Origin of the sequence: Kribbella amoyensis (assembly GCF_007828865.1) — a bacterium.
Classification (GTDB): Bacteria; Actinomycetota; Actinomycetes; order Propionibacteriales; family Kribbellaceae; genus Kribbella; species Kribbella amoyensis.
On record NZ_VIVK01000001.1, the window covers coordinates 344,701 to 363,665 of the forward strand.

Below are 18,965 nucleotides of genomic sequence, written 5' to 3' on the forward strand. Positions count from 1 at the left end.
ACCCGCCCTCCCCTGGAAATGAGGCCTCATGCCTGTCAGCAGAAGAACGTTCCTCGGCGGCAGCCTGGCCGCGGCAGCGGTCGCGGCGACCGGTACGCCGCTGTTGGCGGGCTGCGCGTCCGACAAGAAGAACTCGGCCGCGGCCAACGCGGCGGTCAAGTTGCCCACGTACCAGCGCTACGCCGGCGTGAAGCCCGACCTCCCCGGCACCGACGTCGTCCTGGACGGGTTCCTCAAGTACCCGGCGAACCCGGTCAAGGCGATCGCCGACAAGCCGGGCGACGGCCAGCCGATCACCTTCATGACCAACATCCCGGGCGCGATCCCGCCGGGGATGGAGCGGAACCAGTTCTGGCAGGCGCTGAACGAGCGGCTCGGCTCGGAGCTGCAGATCAGCATGGCGTCGAACGACGAGTACCCGAACAAGTTCGCCACCCGGATCGCCGGCGGCGACCTGCCCGATGTTCTCAACATCCCCACGAACACCGTTCAGATCCCCGGCCTGCTGAAGGCCAAGGCGATGGACCTGACCGAGCACCTGTCCGGCGACGCGATCAAGAAGTACCCGTTCCTCGCGAACATCCCGACCGAGTACTGGAAGGGTTGTGTCTTCAACGGCGCGATCTACGGTGTGCCGGTGCCGCGCGGGATGTCACGGACGTCGCTGCCGCTGTACCGCGCGGACCTGCTCGCCGCCCAGGGCATCAAGGACCCGGCCCCGAAGAACTTCCAGGAGTTCTTCGACCTCGCCAAGGAGGTGACCGCGGCCAAGCAGAACCGGTGGGCGTGGACCAAGGTGCCGATCGCGACCATTCGGCAGATGCTCGGGATCCCGAACGTGTGGAAGGAGGAGGGCGGCAAGTTCACCTCCGCCTTCGAGCACGAGGCCCAGCTCGAGGCGCTGGAGGCCGGCCGGAAGATGGTCGCCGCCGGCGTGCTCAACCCGGACGCGTTCACCGACAAGGCGAGTGCCCGCAAGCAGTGGTTCAACGGTGGCAGCGCCGTGTTCGACCACGACAGCTTCGTCGCGTGGAACCAGTACTATGCCGACAGCACGGCCGGGGACGCGTTCGCGGTGGGCGCGCTCGACGTGCCGGGCTTCGACGGCGGCGCGGGATCCCCCTGGATGGGCTCGGCGCTGAACAACCTCACCGCCTTCAACAAGGACAGCAAGCACTCCGCCGAGACGCTGCTGAAGCTCGCCGACTGGATGGCGGCTCCGTTCGGCACCGAGGAGTACCTGTTCCGCAAGTACGGCGTGGCCGGCCGGCATTACGCGCTGCAGGGCACGGACCCGATTCCGAACAAGACCGGCGTGGTCGAGACAGGGATCGGCGTGCAGTACATCAGCGACTCCACGCTGGCGCTGTACTGGGCGGGCAAGCCCGACGTGTCGCAGAAGCAGCACGCGATCCAAACGAAGATCGCCGACCGGCTCGTGTACGACGCGTCCTACGGGCTGTACTCCGACACGCTGTCGAAGAAGCAGGCCCAGCTCACCAAAACGATCAACGACCTGGAGAGCCAGATCCTGCAGGGCAAGAAGCCGGTCTCGGACTGGAAGGCCGGCGTCGAGACCTGGAAGAGCTCCGGCGGGGACACGATGCGGACCGAGCTCGAGCAGGCCTTCTCCGACACGGCAGGGAAGTAGATGCTGCAACGCACCAAGAGCGGCGCGGGCTCGCGGCTGTCACTCGGTCAACGGTTGCTCCGGGACCGGGTGCTGCTGCTGTTCGCGCTGCCCGGGACCCTGCTGATCCTGGCGTTCCACTACCTGCCGCTGCTCGGCAACGTGATCGCGTTCAAGGACTACCAGCCGTTCCTCGGGATCGGCGGCAGCGACTGGGCCGGGTTCGGCAACTTCGCGGTGATCTTCAACGGCGACCCGGCCTTCCTGAGGGCGCTGAAGAACACGCTGATCCTGACCGCGCTGCAGTCGCTGATCGTGTTCCCTGCGCCGATCCTGCTCGCGTTGCTGCTGAACTCGCTGTTCTCGGAGCGGATCAAGCGGGTCGCGCAGAGCATCCTCTACCTGCCGCACTTCATGTCCTGGGTGATCGTGGTCGCGCTGTTCCAGCAGATGCTGGGCGGCAGCGGGTTGCTGAACAACTACCTGCGCTCGCACGACCTCGCCACCTTGAACATCATCGGCAACTCGGAGCTGTTCCACATCCTGCTGACCTCGCAGATCATCTGGAAGGACACCGGCTGGGCGACGATCCTGTTCCTGGCCGCGCTCTCCCAGATCGACTCGCAGCTGTACGAGGCGGCCAGTGTGGACGGGGCGAGCCGGATGCGGCAGCTCTGGCACGTCACGTTGCCGGGGCTGCGCGGGATCATCATTTTGCTGTTCATCCTGCGGCTCGGTGACTCGCTCACCGTCGGCTTCGAGCAGATCATCCTGCAGCAGGCCGCGGTCGGCCGAGAAGTCAGCGAGGTGCTCGACACCTACGTCTACAACAACGGCATCCTCGGTGGCGCGTGGGGTATCGCGGCCGCGGTCGGGCTGGTGAAGGGCATCGTCGGCGTCGTCCTCGTCCTCGCCGCGAACAAGGTCGCCCACATCTTCGGGGAGCAGGGGGTGTACAGCCGATGACCCGGCGAATCGTCAACGGCGTCCCGATGCCGTCCTGGCCGATGCGGATCTTCAAGGGCCTGGTCCTGCTGGTGTTCTGCGTGGCGGTGATCATCCCGTTCGTCGGGGTGATCTCGACCAGCGTCGCGCCGAACCAGCAGATCAACGAGTCCGGTGGACTGGTGCTGTTCCCGAAGTCGGTGAACTTCGGGGCGTACGAGTCGTTGTTCGCCGGCGGCGTGGTGACGCGGGCCCTGGTGGTCAGCGTCTTCGTCACCGTGGTCGGGACCTTGCTCAGCCTGACCGTGTCCTGCCTGCTCGCGTACGCGCTGGCCCGGCCGGGGTTCTCGGCGGGGCGGCCGATCCTGCTGATCGTGTTGTTCAGCATGCTGTTCTCGCCGGGCATCATCCCGACGTACCTGGTGGTCAAGGGCGCCGGGTTGCTGGACAGCCTCTGGGCGTTGATCGTGCCGACGATGGTGAGCGCGTTCAACGTGATCGTACTGCGCGCGTTCTTCGGGAACCTGCCGGCCGAGATCACCGAGAGCGCGCGGATCGACGGGGCCGGTGAGCTGAAGACGTTCGCGTTCATCGTGATGCCGCTGTCGAAGGCGGTGCTGTCGGTGATCGGCCTGTTCTACGCGGTCGCCTACTGGAACGCGTTCTTCTCGGCGCTGCTCTACCTCAACGACAGCTCGAAGTGGCCGTTGCAGCTGGTGCTGCGGACGTACGTCATCAACGACACCCAGCTCGGGAGTGCGGAGCTGGGGACCGAGATGCTGCCGCCGCAGGCCTCGATCCAGATGGCCATCCTGGTGATCTCGATCGTGCCGATCCTGCTCGTCTACCCGTTCCTGCAGCGGCACTTCGCCAAGGGCGTGCTGACCGGAGCGGTGAAGGGGTAGCGGGTCCGGCTCGTCTCACCAGGTGTCCCGGTCCTCGCGGGAAGGACCGGGACAGGTTAATTTCAGCCATGACCGAAAAACTTGAACCTGATCCCGGCGGCGACCCGGTGCAGGCTTCGCTGCAGTATCCCGCGGTCGCCCGGGACGCCATCGAGCAAGTCCTGAGCACGCAGCTCGACCCCATCGAGACCGCCGCGCGGATGATCGTCGACGCCTACGGCCAGGACGGGATCCTCCAGGTCTTCGGGACCGGCCATTCGCGCGCGGTGTGCCTGGAGCTCAGTGGCCGAGCCGGCGGTCTGGCGTCGGTGAGCATGCTCGCCGTCAAGGACTTGGTGATGTTCGGGGGGACCGATCCGGCCCAGATCCTGGATCCGACCTACGAGCGCGAACCAGGGCTGGCGCGACGCATCTACGACCTCGCCCGGCCGAGTCCGCGGGACGCCTTCCTGATCGTGTCCAACTCCGGTATCAACGCCTCGGTGGTCGAGATGGCCGAGCTCGCGCGGGACCGCGGGCATCCGCTGATCGCGATCACGTCGCTACGGCACACCTCGTCGGTCGATGTCCGAGCGGGTGGCCGCCGCCTCAGTGAACTCGCGGACGTCATCATCGACAACGGTGCGCCGGCGGGCGACGCCACCATCGACCTGAGGCCCGGCGTGCGCATCGGAGCGATCTCCTCCCTGACCGGTGTGCTGATCGCCCAGCTCCTGACCGAATCCGTCTGCCGGCTGCTCGCTGCCTCCGGGGCACCGGTCCCGGTGCTGGTATCGGCGAACCTTCCCGTCGGTGACTCGCACAACGAGCCTGTGGTCGCGCGGTTCGCGGAACGCGTCCGGCCGATCGAGCCCTGAGGATCGCCTGCTGACCGATGGCAGCTCACGCCGGATCAAGGAGGTCGTCACAGGGGATCAGCGGACAGGGCACTCGCTTCAGATAGGGGCCCATCGACCGATCCCCGGTGGCTGCCGCGCCGGCCGCTCCCCAGTGGGCACGCCCGATGACGACCGGATACCCCGAGGCGCCGTCGTACGACGCTCGCGCGAGCCGGGTGTGGTCGGCGGGCGCGTTCCCCTCGACGGGAGCCGGAGCGGCGGCCGCGACGACCCGGCGAACGACGGCAACGCCAACGCGCGGACGATCAACCATGTGGACCACGGCGACCGGCGCGTCGGTCTCTCCCGCCCAACCGAGCCCAGCCCGCACCGACGCGGACAAGCCGTCGGACCAGGAGGGTGACGGCACGATCGTGACGTCCTCGTCGGTGAGCAGACACACCACGTCCGGTGCGGAAGCGCCGACGACCACACCGATCCGCGAACAACCGGCTTCCCGGAGGACGCGGACGGAGCTGACCACCCACGGCGTACCGTCCGGCGCGTGCATCAGCCCGCCGGGCCGGCCGAGCCGGGTACCCGCGCCGGCCGCGAGCAGGACACCGATCAGTTCCATGCCGACCAGTGTGATCCACCCGCGGACGTGGAATGCGGAGGACGGGCCGTCGGTTGCTCCAAGGAGGGACTTGGAGAGGGGGGTGACAGGCCGGTCACGGACCGCACCTCGGGGGTTGCCCAGGGCAACCTCAGGGGTCGCGCCTGGGGCGTTCCGGAGGGGTCCGCCGGTACCGTCGAACGCTATGGGGACACAGGCGCTGGAGCCGCTCGAGCTGGATCGGAGACGCGCCCCGTTGGCGCCCGTGGTCTGGCGAGTCGCGCGAGAAGTCGTTCTGCTGGCCACCCTCTTCCTCGTCTACAGCGCGGGCCGGCAGATCGCCGCGCGGAACACGGGCTCGGCCTTCGACCACGCCCGCGAGGTCCTCTCCCTGCAGCGCTGGCTGCATCTGCCCGACGAGTCCGCTCTCCAGCAGCACGCGCTCCAGGTCCCGCACCTGGTCGAGGGCGCGAATCTGTACTACGCGTCGGTGCACGCGCCGCTGACCCTCTCGGTCCTGCTGTGGCTGAGCATCTGGCGGCCGCAGGCGTACTCGCAGGTGCGCTGGACGATGGTGTCGCTGACCGGACTCGCGCTGATCGGTCACATCGTGTTCCCGCTGGCACCGCCGCGGATGATGCCCGGGTTCGTCGACACCGGGCTGAAGTTCGGCCAGTCCGTCTACGGCCCGGACCACTCCGGCGGGGTCGCGAACCAGTTCGCCGCGATGCCGAGCCTGCACGTCGGCTGGGCCGCGCTGATCGCGCTGTCGATGATCCTGATCACCCGGTCGCGCTGGCGCTGGCTGTGGCTGGCCCACCCGGTCGTCACGTTCGGCGTCGTGGTCGTCACCGCGAACCACTACTGGCTGGACGGCCTGGTGGTGCTGGTCCTGCTGGCGGTCAGCCTGCCGCTGCTGCTCCGCCCCGGGCTGTTCGCGTACCGCCGGTCCCTCGCCGCGCCGGATAAATCGGTACCGGTGGCGGCCGCGCTCAAGTAACGTGGCCGGGCTTCCCGTCCGTCGACCGCGCTGCGGAGGTCCTGTCATGCCCCCGGACGACCCGTTCCCCGAGATCCCCGACCCGACGTTGCGGGCCGAGCAGGAGTACCTGGCCACGGCCCGGACCGCGCTCGCCGTGATGCGGGAGAAGACCGGTGCGCTGGAGATCCACAGCGCCGACCGGGTGAACACCGAGTTCCTCAAGGCGGCGATCTGGCGCCGGATGAAGGAGCTCGAGGACGATCCCGAGGTGCCGCTGTTCTTCGGCCGGCTGGACTACCTGGAGCCGGCGGACGAGACGTTCCACATCGGCCGCCGGCACGTGAACGACGCCGACGGCGAACCGCTGGTGGTGGACTGGCGGGCCGACATCTCGGTGCCGTTCTACCGGGCCAGCAAGACCGAGCCGATGGGGGTCGGGGGCCGGCGCCGGTTCGGGTTCACGCACGGCGCGCTGACCGCGTTCGAGGACGAGGACCTGACCGCGGCCGGCGCGACCGAGCAGCACAGCGACATCCTGGACGCCGAGATCGAGCGGCCCCGGTCGGGTCCGATGCGCGACATCGTGGCCACCATCCAGCCCGAGCAGGACGTGATCGTCCGGGCCGGCGTCGAGGACACCATCTGCGTCCAGGGTGCGCCCGGGACCGGGAAGACCGCGGTCGGGCTGCACCGCGCGGCGTACCTGCTGTACGCGTACCGGGACCAGCTCAGCCGGGCCGGGGTCCTGGTGGTCGGCCCGAACGCGAGCTTCCTGCGCTACATCGGCGACGTGCTGCCCGCTCTCGGTGAGATCGAGGCGAAGCAGACCACGGTCGAGGAACTGGTCGCCCGGGTGAAGGTGGCCGGACCAGGGCCCGCCGCGGTCGACGTACTCAAGGGCGACGCCCGGATGGCCGATGTGCTGCACCGCGCCGTGTGGAGCCAGGTCCAGCTGCCGAAGGAGGCGCTGGTGGTCCCGCGGGGATCCCACCGCTGGCGCGTCCCGGCGTACGAGACCGAGGAGCTGGTCAACGAGCTGCGGACCCGCGGCATCCGGTACGGGGCCGGGCGCGCGATGCTGCCGCAGCGGCTCGCGCATGCCGTGCTGCTCCGGATGGAGTCCGCCGGTGACTCCCCCGACGACCGGGTGCAGGACTCGGTCGCCCGGAGCCGCCCGGTCAAGCAGTACGCCGAGGAGCTGTGGCCGTCCGTGGATCCGGCGAAGCTGCTGTTCCGGTTGTTCACCGATGCCGACCTGCTCGCCGAGCACGCCGAGGGGATCCTCACCGACTCCGAGCAACGGCTGCTGGTCTGGGAGAAGGTGCCGCGCTCGGTCGGTACGGCGAAGTGGTCGGTCGCGGACGCCACCCTGATCGACGAGCTGGCCGATCTGGTGGACCGGACCCCGAGTCTCGGCCATGTCGTCCTGGACGAGGCGCAGGACCTGTCGGCGATGCAGCTCCGCGCGGTCGGCCGGCGCTGCTCGACCGGGTCGATGACGGTGCTCGGCGACATCGCGCAAGGGACGACGCCCTGGGCGACCCCGTCCTGGGACGAGGCGCTCACCCACCTCGGCAAGACCGGCGCGCACACCGAGGAACTGACGGCCGGCTTCCGCGTCCCCGGCCAGGTGATCGAGTACGCGGCCCGGCTGCTGCCGTCGATCGCGCCCGGCCTGACCCCGCCGACCGCGGTCCGGCGGGCCCGTGGTGAGCTCGCGATCACCCAGGTCCCGAACAGCCTCGCGGCCGCGGTGTCGACGGTGGGCGAGGTGGTCGACCGGCCCGGCTCGATCGGGCTCATCGTCCCGGACGCGTTCGTCCCGGCCATCCGCAAGGCGCTCACCGCGCAGGGCCTGAAGTACGCCGTGCTCGGGGACGAGGACGACGTCGAGGCGCATCTCGACGTGGTCCCGGCGAGTCTGGCGAAGGGTCTCGAGTTCGACCACGTGGTTCTGCTCGAGCCGGCCGCCATCGTCGCCGGGGAGGCCGACGAGCGGACCGGCCTGCGCCGCCTCTACGTCTGCCTCACCCGAGCCGTCACGTCGCTGGCCGTCCTCCACACCGACCCGCTCCCAACCGTCCTCACCACCTGACACCCTCCGACCCGCTCCCGGCCGTCCTCACCACCTGACGCCCTCCCCGGCGCGCGCCCTGCCACCCACGGCAGCAGATGGGTTAACCCCCGAGATGCAGGGTTGGCCACCGGAAATACGACGGGCCAACCCTGCATCTCGAGGGTTAACCCATCAGTTGCGGGCCGGGGGTCGGGCCGGGGCCGGGCCGGGGGCCGGCCGGGCTGGGCTGGGGCCCCCCGGGCCGGGGCCGGGCTGCGCCGGGGGCCGGGGCCGGGCGGGCTGGGGGCCGGGTGCGGGGGCCGGGCGGGCTGGGGGCCGGGCCGGGGGCCGGGCGGGCTGGGGGCCGGGTGGGGTTGGGGTTAGAAGCCGCGGGAGCCGCCGGAGCGGCGGGAGGAGCGGCGGCTGGAGCCTCCGCTGCTGCTGCGGGTGCGGGAGGACCAGGAGCGGCTGCGGGACGATCCCGAGCTCCAGACGCTGTCGTTGTCGTCGCCACGCGACGCCGACCAGCTGCTGACCGAGGTGCCGACGTCGGAGGTGAAGCGGCTGAAGCGGGCACCCGGACGGCGGGAGCGCCAGCGGGACCGCATCTGCTCACCGGCCCGCCGGGCGTCGTCGTCGGGGAACCTCCAGCTGCGCCCGTCACCCTGGGACCAGTAGCCGTCGATGTACGACGCGAGCTCCTCGCCGAGGGTCCAGTACGGCCGCGGATGGTTCCGCAGGGTGACCATCCGGACGTCGGGCTCCTGGTCGGCGGCGAGCCGCGCGGCACATTCCACGCACACCTCGACGGACCGCTGCTTCCCGCCCTCCGGCGGTGCCCAGCTCGCCGAGGAGGTACTCGGCCCGTGCCGCGGATCGAAGAAGCAGGGCGGCGTCGGCTCCGGGACCGGCTTGCCCGCTCGCAACGCGTCCAGGCAGAGCAGTCCGTACCGCGCTGAGCCGAGCAATGTCGCCACCGCCTCGGTGTCCTTGTCCCCCTCGGCCTTGTCCAGCCGGTGCCGCGCCTTCTCCACGGTGTCGAGCACGTCCTTGGACAGCTTGGACTGCTGCGGGTCGGACGTCGTCGGCAACGCGGACACCTGCTGCGAGAGCGCGATGATCTCCTCGGTCAGCAGAGGCCGCGAGATCTCCAGGTGCGCCTTCTCGTCGGCACGGCGAGCGCGGCGAGCTCCCAGCGCGGTCACGCCCCACCAGAGCCCGGCCAACCCGGCCGCGCCACCGGCCCACGGCGCCGCGTCCACGTAGAACGGCTTGTCGACCACCTGCGCCACCTGGATGAACCGGGCGAGCATCTCCTCGTAGTCGGGCGCGCAGCAGTCCACCGCGTCGTCCACGCCCTTGCCCACGTAGTACGTCGGTCCCGTGTCGGCCCGCTGGACCGCGTGGAACCCACGACCGGCCTTCTCCGAGCTGGCGTCGACGAGGACCGCGTACACGCCTTCCACGCCGACCCGGTCGTACAGCTGGTCGGCGATCTCCTCACCGTCCCAGGCGAGGTCGGGGTAGTACCCGCCGACCAGGGACGTGTCGATCGCGCTCGCCGGGATCACCGCGATCCGCATCGGCGCGGCGGCTGCCTTCGCCGAGGCGGTCAGCTCGGAGATCTCGGACGCGGTCAGCTTGGTGACCTTGGGGTCCACGTACAGCCCGGGTTCGCCGAGCTTGGCGGCCACCTCGTTCATGTACGTCGCCGCCGCGGCCTCCTTCTTCTTGCGGTCGCCGGCGAAGTCGGGCGGGGTGTAGCGGTAGGTGGGCCGGGTCTTGCTCGGCTTCGCCGGAGTGGGGGTGTCCACCGTCGGCCTCGGGGTCGGTGTGGGTGTCACCGCGTGCGCGCTCACGGCCGGGGCGGCGCTGAGGGCCGTCAGGGCGAGGACGGCGAGCAGTCGGGTCGAACGCTTCATCGGGTGCCTCCAGAGAGCCTGGTACGGCAGGCGTCGCAAACGGGGATCTCCCGGGCCTTTCCACCGGGCGGGGTGTACATCCAGTCGGTCACGGACATGCCGTGCGCGGGGTCGAAGAAGCAGAGCGCGCGCCGCGGCGGTGCGGGCGTACCGGCGACCAGCGCCTGCGCACACGCGAGCCGCCAGCGCCCGTACTCCACGGTCGCCCGCAGCTCGCGGAGCTGGTCGTCGCTCAGCTCACCGTCGACCGCCCGGCCCGCCTCCGCGTACGCGTCCAGCGCCGCTTGCACATCCGCTGCCGTGTTCACGCCGTCCAGACGCACGTCCGCGCTGTCCAGTTCCTCCCCGAACCGCGTCACGTCCTCCCGCGCCAGGGTCCGCCGCTCGTCCAAGGAGTCCGCCTCGTCCGGCAGAACCTGGTACGACGGGCGGTAGAGCGCGGGTCCCTCGTCCTTGCCCGGACGCCCCCGCCACCACCGGAATCCGAACCAGCCACCGACGAGCAGCACCAGCACGATCAGCGCCGGCCACAACCAGCCGGGCGTACCGCCGTCGTCGGCCCCTGGTGAGGCGGGGACGTCGAGCTGGTCGAGGACACCGTCGAGGGTGCCGACCGGGTCGGACCGGCTGTGCTTGCCGAGCTCGTCGGTGAGGATCTCGCCGATCGGGGTGTCCACGCCGACCGCGCTCCCCCAGGCCATCGCGCCGCCGAACACGACCAGGTAGATCCCGTCCTGCCGTTGCCGGTCGACCACCTGGTCCAGGTACGCCCGGGCCGCCTGCTCGCGGGATCCGGACGAGCTCAGCGCCGCGGCCGGGACGACGGCGATCCGGATCGCCGGTTCGTGGCCCTGGACCCGGGCGGCGAGCCGATTGGCGGCCTCGTCCGGGACCAGCGAGCGCTGCGACGGCTCGACGTACACGGGGGCCGACTTCCAGCCGTCGACCACCGCCGCGGGATCGCCGGCCCCGGACAACGAGGTGGTGAGCAACAGCAGCCCGGCCAGAAAACGCATGGGCGCAAGCCTGCCGCATCACCGGTGTCAACCCCTCCGCACCCCGAGGACGCGGAGGGGCCGACGCGCTCAGTACACCGAGACCGTGGCCAGGTGGACCTTGGCGCGGGACCGGGTGATCCGGATCCGGAGCTCGTCCGTCGTCGCCGGCGCGTCGAGGGCGAGGATCCGGCGCTGGCCGACGGCACCGAATTCGGCGACCGGCTGCCAGCCGTCCGCGGTCCGCGCCTCCACGACCCCGGCCTCGACCTGCTGGCCGAAGCGGATGTCCTCGCCCAACGAGATCCGCCGGACAGTCGTACCGCTCGGCAACCGGACGCTGAGGGTGCCCGTGTTCGGTGCGGACGTGACCCACGACGTGTCCTGGTTCCCGTCGACCGCGGCTCGTGGATTGGCCCCGTCACCACTCGCGTGGGCGCCGCGGGCCAGGTCGCGCGGCATGTCCGCCGCCAACCGGGCCCGCCATTCCGCCAGCCGCGTGACGTCCCGATCGTCGAGCCGCCCGGTGCGGTCCGGTGGGAGGTTGAGCAGCAGCACGGAGTTCCGCCCGACCGATTTGTAGTAGATGTCGGTCAGCTGCTCGACGGACCGCGGTTCCTGTTCAGGATGGTGGAACCAGCCCTCCCGGATCGACACGTCCGACTCGGCCGGCCACCAGGCCAGCTCGGTCGCACCCGCGTCCCGCCCGGCCAGCAACGCCTTCCGGCTGCCCTGGTCACCGGCCGCGTAGCCCAGCGCGTACTCCGGTGCGCCGTTCGGCTTCGTGATCGTCGGCACCACGCTGTACTCGTCCGGCCGGGCCAGCCCCGATTCGTTGCCGACCCACCGCACATCCGGGCCGCTCACCGCGATCGTCGCCTGCGGAGCCAACTCGCGGATCAGCTCGTACCAGCTCGGGAAGTCGTACGTCTCCACCTTGTCCGGCGGGATCCGCCCCTGCGCCCCGTCGAACCACACCTCGTCCACCGGCCCGTACTCGGTCAGCAGCTCGTACAGCTGGTTCAGCATGTAGGCGCCGTAGTCAGAAGCGGTCAGCGTGTACCGCGGGAGGTCGCGGCCGGCCCGGTCGTCCCCGGGGACCAGCGTCGGGATCGTCCTCGGCGTGTGCGGGCTGCCGTTCGCGTAGACGCCGTCGAGGTACTGGTTCTCGTCCGCGGGTGACAGGTACAGCCCGACCTTGAGCCCGTACTTGCGCATCGAGGTCACGAACGCCCGGACCACGTCGCCCTGGCCACCCAGCCACGAGCTGCTCGCGACGCTGTGGGTGCTGTAGCGCGACGGGTAGAGCAGGAACCCGTCATGGTGTTTCACGGTCAGGATCGCCAGCTTGAACCCGGAGTCCCGCAGGGTCCGGGCCCACTGGTCGGTGTCCAGGCCGGTCGGCTGGAAGAGGTTCGGGTCCTCGTCACCGTGGCCCCACTCGAGACCGGTGAAGGTGTTCACGCCGAAGTGCAGGAACGCGGTCTGCTCCATCCGCTGCCACTCCACCTGCCGCTGGTCCGGCCGGATCGCGGACGCCTTCGCGGTCAGCGACGTCACGCACTCGCCGTCGGCCACGGGCATCGTCCGCGCCGGATCCAACTTGCCGACCACACACGGCAACGCCCGCAGGCTCTGCGCGTCGGCGGGTGGCTTGTTGAGGAACGTGCTCACGCCCACGCCGTATGCCGTCCCGCGTGCCCCGGTCAGCCAGCGGATCTGGTCGCCGACCTCGGCGGTTCCGATGGTCTTCCGTACCGCGGCCTCACCGGGCTTGGTCAGTACGGTCACCGTCGGACCGTCCGGTTCCACCGCGAGTCCGAGGGAGTGGTAGCGCACGTTCTCCTTGACCGAGGGTGCCGGCAACGCGACTCGGGTGGCGCCGTCCGCGGTCCGGAGCTCGACCTCGTGCTTGCCCAGCGCAACCAGCTTCGCGACTCCGGGCAGGTCGATCAACTCGGTCCCCCGTTGCAGGACGTCGGGTGAGACCACCGTCTCCGCGAGTACGCCGGTGTCGTGGCCGAGCGCCGAGGCGTCCCAGCCGATCCCGCCGCCGTCGAGCCGCAGCTGTCCTGGCTCGGTCACGGTCGCGCCGGTGATCACCGGAGCCGGGTCCGCCTTCTCGCCGAGGGCGGGCTGGTAGGCACCCGCTGAACCGACGGTGCCCTCGAAGCCCACGCTGACGCGGGCGTTCGACACCACCGGCCGGGCGAGCTCGAGGTCGGCCGGATCGAAGACCCCGCTGAACGAGGCCACCCGGACCTGGCGAACCGATCCGGACAGCCCACGCTGCAAGGCGGACGGGTGCACCTCGTTGCCGATCCCGACTTCGCCGCCGGCCTGCGGATGCCAGGTCGCCTTCCCGTCGGTACTGATTGCTGCGGGCAACTGCTGTCCGTCGAGGAACGCATGCAGTGTGGCGCCGGCGCCGTTCACCTCGTACGCGAGCGCCAGCACGTGCTGCTCACCGGCGGACGGCACCGGCATGCTCTGGACGATGTCACGCCACTCACCACCGCTCTCGGTGCTGAAGCCGTACTGCACGGTGGTGCCCGTGTACCGCCCGAAGATCGCACCGCCGATCGCGGTCACCGTCGCCAGGTTGTCCTGGGTCGCGGCCGGGGTGAACGCGGTCTCGATCAGGAACGACCGTTGCACCGAGCCACCACTCAGCGCGGTCCCGGGCTGGAAGCGGATCCCGTCAGCGGCACCGCCGAGCACGACGCCTCGGGTGGGATCGAGCGATTCGGCACCGGACCGACGGGTCAGCGTGCCACCCATCACCTCGCCCGTGGCCGCTGTGTAGGTGTTGCCACTGGAGAACGAACCACCGAACGAGACGTTCAGGACGTCCGGGTCGGCGGCGTCGGCCGGACCGGCGGTCACCAGTCCGAGCCCGAGGGCGGCGAGCAGCAGGGCGACGGTACCGCGATGTCCGCGCACGGCGTCCTCACTTCGCGTCGAAGCTGATCTCGGCCGCGGTCCCGAACGGGTTGCCGCCGGCCTCACTCAACTGGACCAGCCGCAGGTACCGCGCGGAGGTGGCCGCGATCGGTACCCACTTCGCGTCCGGGCTGTTCGCGAACGTGCCCTTCGACACCGGCTCGCCCCAGTTCACGCCGTCGGTGCTGAGGTACAGCTCGTAGTCGGCGATCCGGCCGTTGGTCGCGTTCAACCGGGTCTGGTACGTGACCGCGCAGACCGACTTCGTGCTGCCGAGGTCGAGCTGGATCTCGTGCGGCGGCGCCGGCTGCTTCGCGGACCACTCGGTGTGCCAGAACGTGGCCGGGTTCCCGTCGATCGCGTTGATCGCGCGGCCGTCCTCGCCGGCGGTCTCCTCGCTGTCCACGTACGTCACCGCGACGGGCCGGCTCGCCTCGGTCGCACAGCTCAGCCGCAGACCGGCCGTGGTGTCCAGGCGATGCGTGGAGCGGTTCTGGGTGAAGACCGTGGCGGCTCCGAGGGCGGCTGTCCCGGCGGGGGCGTCCGCCGGCGGCTTCGCGCTGAAGGTGGCGGTCCAGCTGCCACCGGCCGGGACGGTACCGGTGGTCTGGTTGTTCGGGGCAACGGTCCAGCCGGTCGGCACTGCCGGAGTCACGGTGACCCCGGTGACCGGCGTACCGGTGGTGTTGTCGACGGTGACGGTCAGCGTGGCCGTACCGCCCGGGGTCACGGTCTGCCGGTCGACGGACGCGACGACCCGCGGTACCGGCTTGAGGGTGAGCGGCGCCGCCTGGTGGCCGTCGGGCAGTTGCTGGACCAGGCCGCCGTTCGCATCGAACCGGGCGACCATGCGGGTGATCGCGTTGACCAGCGTGACGCGGTCGCCGTCCTTCGCGAGTTGCCAGCGCTGCAGCCGGTTCGTCGCGTCACAGGTCTGCGCGGTGATCGGGGTGCCGGGCTGGAGGGGCGTGTTGAGGTAGCGGGTACCCACTCGCGTCTCGGCGCAGCGACCGGTGGCGAGGTTGGTCAGCGTGTAGTAGCCGTCCGTCGTCGGAGTGACGTCCCAGGCGGACTCGGTCCCGCTGAGGGTGAGCTGGGCGCCCTCGGTGCTGTCCTTCGCGCCCAGGTACTGCTTGCCCGCCGCAACGGTGTACGTGCCGCCGGCCACCGGGACCCGGTCGACGTTGGCGAAGCCCGGGGCCCGGCCGACCACGTCGGCACGCGCGGCGAAGGCGTCGTACGTCGGGTCGGGCTTCGGCTCGCCCCAGGTGGCCTGGGCGACGTGCCGCAGCGGCATCCGGATCTCGGCCTCGATCTCGTTCTCGGTGTTGCCCGAGCCGTTGTCCGGCCAGAGGGTGATCTTGGCGCCGGTGATCCCGGTCCGGTCCGTCACGGTCTCCCCGTCGAAGCGGAGCGGCGTCCAGCCCGAGTCGTACAGCTGCCGCGAGTTCGTCTTGAAGCCGCCGCGGACGTTGTAGAGCGCGTAGGCCGAGTTCATCACCTGGCGTCCCTCGGCCAGCAACCGGCTCGGCTTGACCCCGCTGCCCAGCCAGTGCTCGACCACGATGTCGTGGTCCAGCGGGACCGTGGCAGCTGTGGTGATCCCGTCATTCCAGATCCGCAGCGTCTTGCCCTTGGCCTTGACGTAGGCGTTGACCCGGTTGATGAAGTCCACGAAGACGTCCTGCGGCACCGCGTCCGGGCCGAACTTCTCCCGCGCGTACGCCAGCATCTGCGGGTACTTCGCGTAGTCCGAGCCGAGCATGTACTCGTCCGCGCCCATGTGCCAGTACGGCGTCCGGAACACGCTCAGGCTCTCGTCGATCAGCTCGGTCAGGAAGGTGAACGCCTCCGGCTTGGTGATGTCGAGCCGGCTGACCTGCTTCTGCCCGGCGTTGTCGGTGAGCTGCAGGTCCGGGCGGTTCCGCAGGTACGGCTCGATGTGGCCGGGCGAGTTGATCTCCGGCACGATCGTCACGTGGTACTTGTCCGCCAGTCGTTGCAGGGCAGCGATCTGGGCCTTGGTGTAGTACCCCCACTCGACCGTCTCGGGGTGCACGTCGCTCTTCACCTTGAGCTCGACCCAGAGCTGGTTGAGCTTCAGGTAGGCGGCGTCCTTGATCAGCCGCTCGAACCACTCGGTGGACACGTTGATCAGGCACGCGCAGACCCCGACCCCGCGCTCGGCGTACGCCGGGACGTCGACCACGTGACCCGCCGGGACGGCCCGGCCGGCCTTGAGCAGCTGCAGCACCGTCCTGGTCCCGTAGAAGGCGCCCGTGTCGGTCTTCGCGGTGACGGTGACGGTCTTCCCGACCGTCAGCTCGTACCCCTCGGCGCCGAGGTCGTTGCGCTGGGCATCGAGCTTGACGACCAGGTCGCCGGGCCGCGCACCCGTGGTACTCCGGACGACCGGCAGGGTCCGGCCGACCACCTCGCGAGCGTCGGCGACGAAGGTCGCCGCCTCGTCGTGCACGGCGGTCTGCCGGGTCTCGACCAGCACCCGGCTGGTCCGGCCCAGCTCGAACTCACCGGCCGCGGCCTGCCAGCCGGACAGCGCCGGGATCACTTGCGGTGTGGTGGCCGCGGCTTGCCGGGTCGCGGACTCCTGGGTGGGGGCGGCGACGGCGGTACCGGACACCAGGCCGGCGGCGACCACGGCGGTCGCGACCAGGGCGGCACCTCCCCTGCGGTTCCATCCGGCGGGGAGTCGGAAGCGTGGTCGGTGGGCGGTCCTCATCGGCGGTCTCCTCGAGGGCGGCGGGGGCGAACGGAGTGCTTGGTACTGATCTCTTCGGTGAGGTCGATGGCTTCGCCGGCTCGGGTCGAGGTGAGCTGGGCGACGCGGATGTAGAGGCAGTCGGTGACGACGAGCTGGGAGTGCCGGGCGGCCAGGCCCCCGCTGCGGAAGGAGGTCTCGAGGACCGCGGTGGTCAGCACCTCGTCGGCCAGCACGGCCAGCGGCGAGCGCGGGTCGCTGGTGATGCCGATCGTGGTGGCGCCGCGGTCCTGGGCGAGCTCGACCGGTTCGAGCACCTCCGCGGTCGCGCCGGAGTGCGAGATCGCGACCACCGCGTCGGCCTCGGTGAGCAACGCGGCCGAGGTGGCGGCGCCGTGCACCTCCGGCCAGGCCCGCACCTGGACGCCGATCCGGAACAGCCGCATCTCCAGCTCGGCCGCGATCGTCGAGCTGCCGCCGACGCCGTACACGTCGATCCGGCGGGCCGCGGCCAGCGCGTGCGCGGCCCGGTCGAGCGCCTCGAGGTCCAGCTGGTCGACGGTCTGGTTGATCGCCCGGATGTCCGCGTTCGCGACCACGGTGGCCACCCGGCCGACCGGATCGTCGGCGGCGATGACCGGGCCGAGATCGGTACTCCAGCCCGGCACCGCGGCCCGGCCGAGCTGGGTCGCGAGCGCGATCCGCAGCTGCTGGTGGCTGGCCAGTCCGATCGCCTGGGCGAACCGGGTCACGCTCGCCTGCGAGACCCCGGCCCGTTCGGCGAGCGCCGCGGTCGACAGCTCGGCGACCGCGGCCGGCTCGGCGAGCACCGTCTCGGCCACGTGCCGCAGCGCCCCGGTCAGCCGTGGCAGCGTGGTGCGGACCCGGTCGGCGACATCGGGACCGTCCACTCCCGGCGAGCGGGGCACTGCGGATTCGGGCACGTGAATCATCCATTCACCGACTGGGGAGATCGGTGAAACAGTGCGTCAGCGCCGTCCTGGTGTCAAGGGGTAACTCCGAATGTCCCGGTCTCCGGGTCAGCCGGCGCTGGGTGTGTCCGCCGGGTAGTTGGGCACGCTGAGCTTCTGCCGGACCAGCCGCGAGTGCCCGTCCGGGAGTTGCTGGCGCAGGAACAGGTACGCCTTGCCGTTGTCGTAGAGCCGGTCGAAGTTGTGGTCGCCGTAGTCGCCGCCGTCGAAGTCGATCACCGACTGGTAGTTCGCCGTGTCCACGGTGCCGGGGACCAGGAGCTGGGAGAAGTTCCAGTTCACCAGGTCGGTCGAGGTGCTGTAGCGGATCCCGTCACCAGCCCGGTAGAACGCGAGGTAGTACCCGGACGGCTTGTGGTAGACGACGCTGCGGACCGGCTGCTGGAACATGGGCGCCGCGACCCGGTGACACGGGCTGTTGGTGACACCAGGGCTGTACGGGTTCGCCATCACCTGGGTGAACTGCGGGTCGGCGGTGTCGCCGTCCCAGCCGCGCCAGCTGGTGACGTCCGTCGGGTCGTTGTTCCGGAACAGGCAGACGCCCTTCTCCTGACCGGTGTCGCCCGCACTGGTGTAGACGAACATGTACGCGTACGTGTCGAGCGCGCCGTTCTTCCGGCCACGGACGATGTTGGACGGGGCGCCGTACCCGATCCAGCCGGCCTTCAGCGTGTTGGCGTGGCCGGGGTAGACCACCCGGGGATAGATCGCGACATGGTTCGGCACGTTCCCGAATCGGCTGAACTCCAGGTGCGGCCCGGTCACCTGGGCCGTCCAGACGGCGACCGCGGAGTACCAGCAGGTGTTGCCGTTGTCGGACGGGTCGGTGTGGTCGTCGCAGGTCGGCGGGAGCGGATCGAGCCGGGTGCCGTAGTAGTCCTCGTGCCCGTAGTCGTAGACGACGTTGCTGCCACTGTCGAACCAGAACCCCTGCAGGAAGGTCTTCTGGTCGAAGTCCTTGATGTGCTCGTCGGTCACCGGGACCGTCTCCGAGAAGCTCTCCATCATGAAGTCGCAGTCGAGCGCGGCGGTCCGCGGGTTCGCGGTGAAGCCGGCGACCGAGCCGGTCCACTGGTACGCCCGGCCGCGTGGGGTGGCGGTGGCCAGGTGGATGACGTGGGACTGGTCCTCGAAGGCGCGCACCGGGCCGTCGATGTTGACCCGCTCGGCGCACAGGTCGGTCGGGCTGTTGTGGAACGTCTCCACGGTCGGGTCGACCACGAGGTCCGGTGGGTCGACGGCGACCGCGGCCCGGGACTCGGCCGGAACCGCGGCGGCGAGCAGGAACAGTGCACCGGTCAGAGCGAGGGCGGCTTTCACGAGGCACTCCCATCGGCAGGCAATGTCGTTGTTACATGGTTGACGCAATCCACATAATGCGCAAGGCTCCCACACTGTGGATTTCCCGCCGACATTGCGCGTCTGTGGAAGGACCTGATCCG

Annotated in this window: 13 protein-coding genes; 6 read left to right on the forward strand and 7 right to left on the reverse strand. The window is 70.3% G+C overall.

The genetic code is table 11. From position 1 onward, the window contains the following. Window positions 1-28: 28 nt before the first annotated feature. From FB561_RS01690 to FB561_RS01705, 4 genes are all read left to right on the forward strand, one after another. Window positions 29-1,651 carry an extracellular solute-binding protein gene (locus tag FB561_RS01690; protein WP_145802297.1) on the forward strand — a complete coding sequence of 541 codons (1,623 nt, stop codon included), beginning with the start codon at window positions 29-31 and terminating at the stop codon, window positions 1,649-1,651. Beyond that, complete coding sequence (locus FB561_RS01695; RefSeq protein ID WP_145802298.1) at window positions 1,652-2,596, forward strand: ABC transporter permease; 945 nt, start codon at window positions 1,652-1,654, stop codon at window positions 2,594-2,596. It abuts the gene before it with no gap. Beyond that, entirely contained in the window at window positions 2,593-3,480 is an 888-nt protein-coding gene (locus tag FB561_RS01700) for a carbohydrate ABC transporter permease (protein WP_145802299.1), read from the forward strand. The genes FB561_RS01695 and FB561_RS01700 overlap by 4 nt, the downstream gene beginning before the upstream one ends. Before the next feature lie 68 nt (window positions 3,481-3,548). After that, window positions 3,549-4,337 carry a sugar isomerase domain-containing protein gene (locus FB561_RS01705; RefSeq protein ID WP_145802300.1) on the forward strand — a complete coding sequence of 263 codons (789 nt, stop codon included), beginning with the start codon at window positions 3,549-3,551 and terminating at the stop codon, window positions 4,335-4,337. A 25-nt stretch (window positions 4,338-4,362) separates the two neighbouring features. On the opposite strand, the gene FB561_RS01710 is transcribed toward FB561_RS01705, so the two are convergent. Beyond that, the gene (locus FB561_RS01710; protein ID WP_145802302.1) at window positions 4,363-4,935 is read right to left on the reverse strand and encodes a nucleotidyltransferase family protein; all 573 of its coding nucleotides are present in this window, start codon (window positions 4,933-4,935) and stop codon (window positions 4,363-4,365) included. 184 nt (window positions 4,936-5,119) lie between these two features. Here FB561_RS01710 and FB561_RS01715 point away from each other — a divergent pair, with 184 nt between their 5' ends. Both FB561_RS01715 and FB561_RS01720 read left to right on the forward strand, forming a co-directional pair. After that, a complete protein-coding gene (locus tag FB561_RS01715) occupies window positions 5,120-5,914 on the forward strand; it encodes a phosphatase PAP2 family protein (protein ID WP_145802304.1) in 795 nt (264 codons plus the stop codon). A 46-nt stretch (window positions 5,915-5,960) separates the two neighbouring features. Next, window positions 5,961-7,991, forward strand: coding sequence for a HelD family protein (locus tag FB561_RS01720; RefSeq protein ID WP_145802306.1), 2,031 nt, complete (start codon window positions 5,961-5,963; stop codon window positions 7,989-7,991). Between the two features lie 341 nt (window positions 7,992-8,332). Here the strand turns inward: FB561_RS01720 and FB561_RS01730 are convergent, their stop codons facing one another. From FB561_RS01730 to FB561_RS01755, 6 genes are all read right to left on the reverse strand, one after another. Then, on the reverse strand, window positions 8,333-9,874 hold the full coding sequence (locus FB561_RS01730) for a hypothetical protein (protein WP_145802308.1): 1,542 nt from the start codon (window positions 9,872-9,874) through the stop codon (window positions 8,333-8,335). Then, the gene (locus tag FB561_RS01735) at window positions 9,871-10,890 is read right to left on the reverse strand and encodes a hypothetical protein (RefSeq protein WP_145802310.1); all 1,020 of its coding nucleotides are present in this window, start codon (window positions 10,888-10,890) and stop codon (window positions 9,871-9,873) included. Before FB561_RS01735 ends, FB561_RS01730 begins: the two co-directional genes overlap by 4 nt. 69 nt (window positions 10,891-10,959) lie before the next feature. After that, the gene (locus FB561_RS38160; protein ID WP_202880518.1) at window positions 10,960-13,812 is read right to left on the reverse strand and encodes an alpha-L-fucosidase; all 2,853 of its coding nucleotides are present in this window, start codon (window positions 13,810-13,812) and stop codon (window positions 10,960-10,962) included. Window positions 13,813-13,819: 7 nt separating this feature from the next. Next, window positions 13,820-16,552: a family 20 glycosylhydrolase gene (locus FB561_RS01745; protein ID WP_145802312.1), complete on the reverse strand. Its 2,733-nt coding sequence runs from the start codon at window positions 16,550-16,552 to the stop codon at window positions 13,820-13,822. Continuing rightward, a complete protein-coding gene (locus tag FB561_RS01750) occupies window positions 16,549-17,475 on the reverse strand; it encodes a MurR/RpiR family transcriptional regulator (RefSeq protein WP_202880519.1) in 927 nt (308 codons plus the stop codon). Before FB561_RS01750 ends, FB561_RS01745 begins: the two co-directional genes overlap by 4 nt. Before the next feature lie 96 nt (window positions 17,476-17,571). Then, a complete protein-coding gene (locus FB561_RS01755) occupies window positions 17,572-18,843 on the reverse strand; it encodes a hypothetical protein (protein ID WP_145802317.1) in 1,272 nt (423 codons plus the stop codon). Between the last annotated feature and the right edge of the window lie 122 nt (window positions 18,844-18,965).